The following is a 9,228-nucleotide window of genomic DNA, read 5'->3' on the forward strand; positions in this document are numbered from 1 at the left end:
CGGCGCCGGCGCCGGCCGCGGGCGCGGCGGCCGGGTCAGGCGTCCGCGCCCAGGCTCCGCAGCGCGGTCCGGGCCCGGTCCGCCACCGCGTCCGCGCCGCAGGACTCCGCCAGGGCGAGGCCCCGGCGGAGTTCCGTCACCGAGTCCGCCAGCTCGCCGTACTCGACCCGCGCCGCGGCGTGCTCGTACTGGCAGGGCGACTCCTCGAGCAGCTTCGCCGCGCGTCCCGCCAGTTCCACCGCCCGGTGCCTGGGCGCCAGCGCGGCCTCGCAGCGCAGCGCCTCGCCGATCGCCGTCCAGGTGCCGGACCTCTCCGCCCCGGCCCGCACCGTCGCGGCGAGTTCCCGGGCCCGCTCGGGGTCGCGGTCGGCGAGCGCCCGCGCCAGGTCGGTGGCCCAGGGCGCCACCAGGTGGTTGCGGTGGCCCCGTTCGGCCGCGGCCCGGCCCGCCGCCTCCAGTTCCTCGACGGCCTCGTCGGTGCGCCCCACGGCCAGCAGCAGGCGGCCGCGGATCGACCGGGCGTCCGGCAGCAGGATCGTCGACGCGTAGGGCGCGCCGAACTCGTACCGCTCGGCGATCTCCATCGCGTCGTCGAGGTGGCCGCGCGCGATCAGGGTGTCGACGAGGTTGCAGAACGCGGTCCAGTGCAGCGGCAGTCGGTGGCCCACCCGGTCGGCGAGCCGCAGCGACTCCCGCAGCGTCGACTCCGCCTCCCGCAGACGGCCGCGGCGGCGCAGGGCGAGGCCCAGGTAACCGTAGGAGAGCGAGACGTGGCCGCCGCTCCAGCCGGCCGTCTCGTACTCGCGGACCGCCTCGGAGAAGAGCGCCTCGGCGCGGTCGAGGCGGTCGGTGTAGGCGTAGATGGACGCGATCATCAGCGGCAGCTCGAAGCCCCACCGGCTGTCGGTCCAGCCGAGTCCGGGGGCGAGCCGGCCGTTGACCAGGGCGCGGTCGCAGATGGCCACGACCTCGTCGGCGTCGCCGCCGCGCATCATCACGTCGAAGCCGTGCACGATCAGCAGGGCGCGCTCGGAGTCGTCGCGGCCGGTGCAGGCGGCGGCGAGCTCGGCGAGGTGCCGGGAGCGCTCGGGCGAGTCGGCTCCGGCGGAGTGGATGCCCTGCCAGAGGAACTGGCAGGCCTGCAGGCGCAGCCGGGCGGGGCCGTGTTCGTGGCGGGACGCCTCGGCCTTCACGGTGCTGATGGCCTCGGCGACCTGGTCGTTGTGCAGGAGCGCCTGGGAGAGGCGGACCACCGCGTCGACGCGCCGGGCGACGTCGAGGCCCGGCAGGGCGAGCGCGTTGCGCAGGTGGCCGATGGTGACGGCGGGCGCGGTGAGCAGGGTGGCGCAGCCGAGTTCGTAGAGGACCCGGGGGTGGGTCTCGGGGGTCGGGGGTTCCTTGAGGGCGCGTTCCAGGCAGGCCCGGGCCGCGGCGGGGGCGCCGACGGCGAGGTGGGCGCGGGCCGCCTCGCGCAGCTGCTCGACCACCTCCTCGTCGTCGTCGGGATGGACCTGCAGCAGGTGGCGGGAGGCGGCGGCCGCGCCGCGGCCGGAGTCGGTGACGACCTTGGCGGCGATGCCGTGCATGGCGGTGCGCAGGCTGTCGGGTATCGAGTTGTAGACCGCCGACTCGATCAGCGGGTGGGTGAACTCGAGCTCGCCGTCCATGGTCTGCCGCTTGAGCGGGTCGGGGGTGGTGAGGATGCGGGCCTCGCAGAGGATGCCGGCGCACCGCTCGGCCACGGTCGGCTGCAGGGTGGCCAGCCGGGCGACCAGGTCGACGGTGATGCCGGTGCCCAGGATGGCCGCGGCCCAGGCGAACCGGGTGGCCTCTATGCCGAGCTTGTCGAGGCGGGAGACGAGGCCCCCGCCGCGGGCGGAGCGGTTGAGGTCGCGCAGTTCGTGGGCGGACGCCTCGACGGGCTCGATCTCCGCGTCGCGGACCTTGGCGAGGAGCTCGACCGTCTCGTACGGGTTGCCGCCGGTGACCGCCCACACCTCGCGGCAGAACGGGTCGTCCGCGTGCGCGCCGACGGTGGCGCGGGTGAGGCCGGCGGTGGCCTGCGGGGTGAGCGACCGCAGCGAGGCGACCGGTCCGGCGGCCCGGACGACGCGGTCGAGGTACGCGGCGCGCTCTCCGCCGAGTTCGCCGGTGCGGCAGGCGACCAGTACCAGGACGGAGGTGTCCTCCAGGCGCTCGCACAGTTCGGCGAGCCAGCGCAGGGTCTCCAGGTCGGCCCAGTGGGCGTCGTCGACCAGCAGGACCAGCGGGTACTCGCGGCGCGCGAGCCGCCGGACGGCGGTGACCAGACCGTCGCAGACCGAGCCGGGGTCGGGCTGCCCGTCGCCGGGCCGGGCGATGCCGAGGGCCGGACCGGTGATGTCGTACCAGTCGCCGAGGTACTCGCGGGCCTCCTCGGGGAGGAGGGCCAGCAGCGAGGGCTGCAGGAGCCGGCGCACCACGTTGTACGGCACCGAGCGCAGGGTCTCCCCGCCGCGCGCCGACCACACGGTGCAGCCGCGGAGTTCGGCGATCCGGTGGGCCTCGGTCAGCAGCGCCGTCTTGCCGATCCCGGCCTCGCCCCGCAGGACCAGGAGCCGGCCGTGGGGGGCGCGCCCGGTGCACAGGGTGTCGACGGCCCGCTCGATGGCGGCGACCTCTTCGTCACGCTCCCAGAGCAGGGCCGAACCGGGCCGTTCCTCCGTCAATGCCGTTCCCTCCCCAGGTCACCGGACCCACGTCCGCCGTTCGAGCCTAGCCCGTCGAGGGCCGCCGCGCGGTCCGATGCACGGTCCGGTGCCCGGGACGTGTCGCCGGGGCCGGGCGCGCGCCGCGGGAGGACGACGGCGTCGTGCGGGACCGGCGCCGGGGGCGGGACCGCCCGTTCGCCGACCCTCTCGTCCGCCCTTCGCGGTTGCCCCATACCTTTGACGCATGACGCAGGCTATTCCTCCCGGGTGGTACCCGGACCCCGGGCATACGAGTGACGGTCCCATCGGTGTGCGCTGGTGGGACGGCGGCGCGTGGACACAGCACACGGTGCCCGCGGGCGCCCCGGTGCCGCCCGGGCCGCCCGTGGCCGGCTCCTCGCCGCAGGCGTTCGCCGCGCAGCCCACCCTGGTCGGAGCGGTCCCCGTCGCGGCGGCGTACCCCGGCCACCCCGGGTATCCGGCGTACGGCGCGCCGCCCCCCGAGCGGCGGCGCGGGGCGCTGGCCGCCGGCATCGTGGCCGCGGTCGTGCTGGTGGCCGGCGGCACGGCCGGGGGCCTGCTGGCGCTGGGCAACGCGGACGAGGACCCGGCCACCGCCTCGGCGTCCGGTGGGCGCGGCGGCCCCGAGGACGACGGCGCGCCGGGCGAGGAGGGGGCGCCCGAGAGCCCGGAGGAGATCACCGAGGGGCCGGTGGCGGACCCGGCCAACGGCATCAGCCTTCCGCTGCCGGACGGGTGGACGGGGTCCGCGCACGACGCGGGCGCGCAGATCGGCTTCGACGAGACCTATCCCTGCCCGGGCAACCCCGCCGAGGACTGCACCCCGGGCGGCGCCTACTCGCTGTCGGCGGAGGGGCTGGGACTGCACGGCCCCGCCGAGGCGGTGGCCCGCACGGACATCGCCGCCAACATGGAGGACTCCTACGGCGGCGACACGTACGGCTCCATCACCTCGCACAAGGAACTGGACGCCGGCCCGGTGACGGTGGCCGGGCAGAAGGGCTACCGGGTCCGCTGGACGGCGGTGACCGAGGAGGGGCCGGACGGGATCGTGGAGTCCCTGGCGTTCCCCTCCCCCGCCGACCCCGAGCGGATGGTGGTGGTCCGGTTCGGTGTCGACAAGGGCGAGGACCTCTCGGTGATCGAGGAGATCACCGAGGGCATCGAGAAGTCCGAGCTGGGCGCCGCACCGGGGTCCGGCAAGGAGGTCTGAGAGCGGGTGCGGAAGGCCGGTCCCGCGCCCAGGAGGTGCGGAACCGGCCTTCTCCGGCACGGCGCGGGAAGGCGTCGCGGGACACGAGGGCACGGGCCGCGCCGAACCGCCCGGCCCGTCGTCGTGCTCAGTGCTCGTGACGGGGGGCGGAGTGCACCAGCGACAGGTGGCCGCGGCCGCGCGGCGAGCGCTCGGGCGCCGCGGGGGCCTCGGGAACCTCGGGCACCGGGTCGGGACCGGGCAGCACCATCGTCATCCGCTCGTAGCCCAGTTCCGCGAACGCGGACGGCGTCTCGACCACGAGGCGGCACTCCCGCACCGGGCGCTCCGCGTCCGGGCGCACCAACTGCCGCACCGAACCGTCGTGTTCGCGCGCGACGCGCTCCCCCACCGTGCGGACCCAGTGCGGCAGGCCCTGCCGGTAGGCGGCCTCCATCAGCGGGTCCTCGGCGATCTCGCGCCGCACCGCCTGAAGCACCGGGTCGTCCCCGTACCGCTCGGCGAGGTGGGCGAACCGGGCGAGGGCGGGCAGGCACCAGCGGACCTCGCGGTCGGCGAGCACCTGGCCGGCGTCGGGGTGGAAGAGGACGAAGCGCAGGAAGTTGTCGCCCGGCATGGCGGTGGGGTGCGGTCCGACCGACCGGAACAGCTCGGTGAACGCCGTGTTGGCGAGCACCACGTCCCAGGCCCGGTCGAGCAGCACCGACGGGAAGGGCACGCCCTCCAGCAACACTGCGTAGTCCCTCAGATAGGCCTCGTCGGGCCCCGGCCGCGGTCGCGGGCGCCGGCCCCCTGCCCGAGCTGTCATCGGGAGGTCCCCCTCTCGGCCCCGTCGGCGGTGCTGATCCTCCCGGTCGGGAACCGCGCGTGTCAACCATTGTGGCATTTCAAGGGTGTTGACGGCCGAATCCGGCCACAGTTGTGGCGGGACCTGGAGGGGAGTCCGGGTGAGCGCTAGTCTCACCGCGTCCGGACGGACATGACGCGGGAGAGCTGCGGTGGCGGGTGACATGGAGGGCCGGGGGACCGGAGAGGCCGCCCCGCTACGGGCGGTGACCGCCCGGGTCTGCTCGCTCGCCGACCGGGTCGGCGTCCCCCGGGCCGAGGTGTTCGACGTGGCACGGCTGTCGGCGGCCTCGGGCGTCCCGGAGGGCGTGGTGAAGGCCCTGCTGAACGGCCGGCCGGGCGGCGAACGCGACGTGCAGACCCGGTTCCTGCAGCGGCTCGACCTGCTCCGCCGCACCAGGCTCCGGCCGGACGGCCGCCGCTACACCCAGCGGGAGATCGCCGACGGGGCGGGCATGTCCCGCCAGCAGGCCGGCGCCCTGCTCAACGGCGACCGGCGGCCCACCATGGAGCACTGTGACGCGTTGCAGCGGTTCTTCGGCGTCCACGCGGGCTTCCTGACCGCGGAGGACCCGGAGGCGCTGGTCGGGGCGCTCCAGCGCACCGAGCGGGAGCTGCTGCGCCGGCTGGCCGACCGCGAGGGCCCCGGGCGCGGGGAGCACGACCGCGAGGGAGCGGGCCGCGGCCGGGCGGACCGCGAGGCGGAGGAGGGCGAGGGCGAGCACGGGAGCGAGGACGCCCTGGAGCGTCTGCTGCGCGACCACGGGGTGCGCGGCATCGCCTGGCGGGCGGCCCAGCTCCCCACCGACCAGCACCGCGACAAGGTCGCCGAGTGGCTCGACATGCTGCTGGAGAGCGTCCGACGGCCGGGGCCGTGACCTTGGCCCTGATCAGGACGCTGCGCACCCGCAGGGCGATGGGCCGGCTGTGCGACGCGCTGGTGGCCGGGCTCCGCCTGCCGGCCTCCGCCGGGCCCGAGGAGACCCTGCGGGCGCTGTGCGCGGTGATGAGCGGTCTGCGGGGCCGTCCGGTGCGGTTGCGCACGGCGGCCTTCCCGGCCGGTACGGCCAGCGGCCTGTGGCTCGACTTCGCCGACCAGGACGTGGTGGTGGTCGAGGAACGCACGGCGCCCGGACACCAGTTGGTGATCCTGGGGCACGAGCTGTGGCACATGGCGGCCGGGCACCGGGGCGGTCCGGTGGACGGGGTGGCGGTGGCCGCCCGGACCCGGTTCGACCGGTGGGAGGAGGCGGAGGCGGAGCGGTTCGGCCTGCTGCTGGCGAGCCGTTTCCGCGCCTGGTCGCCGGCCGTCCCGCCGGCCAGGGAGCCCGCCGCACCGCCGGCCGCGGACCCGTCGTGGCCCGACGGCCTGGTGCGGCGCATCGAGGCGTCCCTGGGCGGGGACCGGACCACGGGCAGGCAGCGGGCGGGCGGTTCGTGAACGACGTCAGCTACTACGTCCCGGCCGCGGCCATGGCGGTGCCGCTGGTGCTCAAGAGCCGCGCCCCGGGCTCCTGGCGGGACCCGCTGCTGCGCTCGGTGTGCGCGCTGCTGCTGGTCACCGCGCTGGCCTTCACGTTCGCCGCGCCGCCCACCATCGTGGCCGTCAACCGGCTCACCGGCGTCCCCAACGCGTCGGCGCCGCTGGTGTACTCGCTGCTCACCGCCGTCTGCGCGGCGAGTCTGGTGCTGATGATCAGCTGGCGCGGCGGCCCCCCGGGCGCGACCCGGCGCCTGACGGTCCGCTGCACGGCCGGTTTCGGCGCGGTGATCGCCGTGATGTGGGTGCTGTTCGCGCTCGGCGACGCCCCGGTGGAGCGGCTGCGGGACTTCGACACCTACTACGCGTCCACCCCGTTCGTGCGCGAGATGGTGCTGCTGTACCTGTTCTCGCTGCTGGCGGCCGGGGTGGCGATGAACGTCCTGTGCCTGCGGTGGCTCCGCCGGGTGGGCGGGCGGCCGTTGCGTTCCTCGCTGCTGCTGATCGCCCTGGGCTTCGGGTTCTGCGCGCTCTACGCGGTCGCGAAGCTGACGGCGGTGGCGGCGCGCTGGGCGGGCGGGAACCTCGACGGGCTGAGCACCTGGGGCGCGCCGGCGCTGGCCGCCTGCGGCGGGGTGCTGAGCGCGGCCGGGTTCTCCCTGCCGCTGCTGTGGTCGCTGCCGTCCCGGCTCCTCGGCGACGCATGGTCGGCGTGGCGTTCGTACCACGCGCTGGCGCCGCTGTGGCGGGAGCTGCGTCCGGTGTCGGCGGCGGGCGACGACGGCCGGGCGGCGGTGCGGGTGGGCTGGTGGTCGCCGCCGTCACTGCGGGCGGTGCAGCGGCAGGCCGAGATCCACGACGCGCTGCTCGCGCTGTGCCCGCACTTCGACCCGGTGGTGCGGGAGCGGGCCCGGGCGGCCGCGGTGGCGGCGGGCGCCGGGGCGGAGCGGGCGCGCGTGGCGGCGGACGCGGTGATGGTGGTGGCCGCGGTGCGGGCCCATGGCACGGCCGGCGCCTCGGCCGCGGACGGCCCCGGCACGGCCGGGCCCCCGGCGGACGGCCCGGAGGACCTGGTGCGGCTGTCCCGGGCGCTGCGGGCCATGCGCGGGTGACGCGCTGTCGGTGGCGCCCGGCAGGCTGGGGCGAGGATCCGACGACCGGCCCGAGGAGATGCCGAGGATGACCACGACCAGCGTGCCGGCCGACCGTGAACGCCGTGCCGCGCAGGCCTACCTGCGGCTGCTGAACGCGGTGCGGGCCGCTTTCGCGGAGGCGGGCGCGGGCCCCGCCGCGGTGCCGCCCGCCGTGCTCGCGGAGGCCGACCGGGCGCTGCGCGAGGCGGGTCTGGCGGGGAACGAGGAGGCGTTCCTGCGCCGGGTGGGCCGGTAGCGCCCGCGGGTTCCGCGAGGGGGTCCGGGCCGTGCCGGGACCGGGGCGACACGCGGTGGGGGAAGTCGTAACACTCGTGTAGCGGAACGCGTCCCGCGAAGCTCTATGATCGGCCCGACACCGCCGCTTCGAAACCCCCCGGTTCTCTGCCCGCGGTCCGGTGTTCCTACACGCGTGTACCCCCGGCCGGGCCGGCTGCTTCGCCGTGCCCGCACACCCGAAAGGCGGCCTGAATGATCTCTCGCGTACGCGTCTGGCTCAACCGCACGTACGCGGAGAACGTCTTCTTCATGGATCAGTTGCGGAGAAATCCGCAGGACCGCGCGGTGGAGATCCACGCCACCCACGGGGACCCCGACTCGCCGGTGCTCGCCGCCGCCGACACCGCGGCGATGGAGCCCGAGGGCCTCTCCCCCGCCGCCTACGCCGAGTTCGCCCTGGACCAGTGCGCGCGGCGCGGCATCGACGTCTTCGTGCCGCGGCTGCACCAGGAGGCGATCGTCGCGCACCGGGCCGAGTTCGAGGCCGTGGGCACGGCGCTGCTGGCGCCGACCGCCGAGGGCGTGGCCGCGTTCCAGGACAAGGCGACGGCCTACGAGCGGGTCGCCGAGATGGGGGTCCCGGTGCCGCCGTGGTTCCGGGTGCGCGGTGAGGACGAACTGGTCGAGGCGGTGGAGAAGCTGGAGGCCGACGGGCACCGGGCCTGCCTCAAACCCGCCGCCGGAGCGGGCGGCGTGGGGTTCCGGACGGTGACCCGCAGCCCGTTCTCCATGGCTCAGCTGGACGGCTTCCCCAGCCCCGTCGTCCCGCTGGACATGGTGCTCGGCGCGCTGCGGCACAGCGGCGACGAGGTCAACTGGCTGGTGATGCCGCGGCTGGAGGAGCCGGAGGTCTCGGTGGACTGCCTCACCGGTACGGACGACCGGGTGCGGATGGCCGTGGGCCGGACGAAGAACGGCCGGCGCCGCGGGTTCACCCTCGACGAGCGGTGGATCGCCCCGGCCCGCCTGGTCGCCGAGCGGTTCGGACTGCACCACCTCTCCAACGTCCAGTTCCGCATGTTCGGTGGGGAACCGGTTCTGCTGGACGTCAACACCCGGGCGGCGGGCGGGCTGCACCAGCTCTCGCTGTGCGGGCTGAACGCGCCGTGGGCCGCGGTCCGTCTGGCGCTGGGCGAGGACCCCGGTGACCTGGAGCCGCCGTTCCTGGGGGCGGACTACGCCGTGGTGGCGGCCCCGCAGCGGCTGCGTCCGGCGGGTTCGCCGTGGGGCGAGGAGGAGCCCGCGGCCGCGCTGCCGACGGTTCCGGCCCAGTCCGCGCCCCCTGCCGACGGGCCGGCCGGCACGTCCTCCGCGTCCGCGGCGGCCGGTGCGCGCGCCTGATCCGGAGCCTGGGTTCCCTCCCCGTACGGGTGCCGGAAAAAAATTTTTCGAGGGGTGTATCAAGAGGCGTACGGCGCGCTCTTAACGGTGCGGGGGATGGGACGGACGGCCGCGCCCGGGGGGAGTGCGGCCGTCCGTCCCACCACAGGACCGGGGGTCCGGGGGGACCACGGGGGGACCACGGGGGGACCACGGGGGGACCACGGG

The 9,228-nt window shown here is 76.0% G+C and carries 8 protein-coding genes; 6 read left to right on the forward strand and 2 right to left on the reverse strand.

Features of this window, described 5'->3' with window-relative positions; translation table 11 throughout:
* Nucleotides 1-35 precede the first annotated feature (35 nt).
* The gene (locus A2U95_RS26395) at nucleotides 36-2,708 is read right to left on the reverse strand and encodes an ATP-binding protein (RefSeq protein WP_166027535.1); all 2,673 of its coding nucleotides are present in this window, start codon (nucleotides 2,706-2,708) and stop codon (nucleotides 36-38) included.
* Nucleotides 2,709-2,934: 226 nt separating this feature from the next.
* Between A2U95_RS26395 and A2U95_RS26400 the strand changes: the two genes are divergently transcribed.
* Nucleotides 2,935-3,924 carry a DUF2510 domain-containing protein gene (locus A2U95_RS26400; RefSeq protein WP_166027538.1) on the forward strand — a complete coding sequence of 330 codons (990 nt, stop codon included), beginning with the start codon at nucleotides 2,935-2,937 and terminating at the stop codon, nucleotides 3,922-3,924.
* Nucleotides 3,925-4,051: 127 nt separating this feature from the next.
* Here A2U95_RS26400 and A2U95_RS26405 read toward each other — a convergent pair whose 3' ends face one another.
* Nucleotides 4,052-4,732 (reverse strand): MmyB family transcriptional regulator, encoded by a 681-nt coding sequence (locus A2U95_RS26405; protein ID WP_166027540.1) that lies wholly within the window; start codon nucleotides 4,730-4,732, stop codon nucleotides 4,052-4,054.
* A gap of 202 nt (nucleotides 4,733-4,934) precedes the next feature.
* Here A2U95_RS26405 and A2U95_RS26410 point away from each other — a divergent pair, with 202 nt between their 5' ends.
* From A2U95_RS26410 to A2U95_RS26430, 5 genes are all read left to right on the forward strand, one after another.
* A complete protein-coding gene (locus tag A2U95_RS26410) occupies nucleotides 4,935-5,648 on the forward strand; it encodes a helix-turn-helix domain-containing protein (protein ID WP_206283069.1) in 714 nt (237 codons plus the stop codon).
* Between the two features lie 38 nt (nucleotides 5,649-5,686).
* Nucleotides 5,687-6,211: a toxin-antitoxin system, toxin component gene (locus A2U95_RS26415; RefSeq protein ID WP_240958174.1), complete on the forward strand. Its 525-nt coding sequence runs from the start codon at nucleotides 5,687-5,689 to the stop codon at nucleotides 6,209-6,211.
* A complete protein-coding gene (locus tag A2U95_RS26420; protein ID WP_166027544.1) occupies nucleotides 6,208-7,362 on the forward strand; it encodes an MAB_1171c family putative transporter in 1,155 nt (384 codons plus the stop codon). The genes A2U95_RS26415 and A2U95_RS26420 overlap by 4 nt, the downstream gene beginning before the upstream one ends.
* 67 nt (nucleotides 7,363-7,429) lie before the next feature.
* Complete coding sequence (locus A2U95_RS26425; protein WP_166027546.1) at nucleotides 7,430-7,639, forward strand: hypothetical protein; 210 nt, start codon at nucleotides 7,430-7,432, stop codon at nucleotides 7,637-7,639.
* A 233-nt stretch (nucleotides 7,640-7,872) separates the two neighbouring features.
* Entirely contained in the window at nucleotides 7,873-9,021 is a 1,149-nt protein-coding gene (locus tag A2U95_RS26430; RefSeq protein ID WP_166027548.1) for an ATP-grasp domain-containing protein, read from the forward strand.
* The last annotated feature ends 207 nt before the right edge of the window (nucleotides 9,022-9,228 follow it).

The organism is Streptomyces chilikensis, from assembly GCF_001642695.1.
GTDB classification, from domain to species: domain Bacteria; phylum Actinomycetota; class Actinomycetes; order Streptomycetales; family Streptomycetaceae; genus Streptomyces; species Streptomyces chilikensis.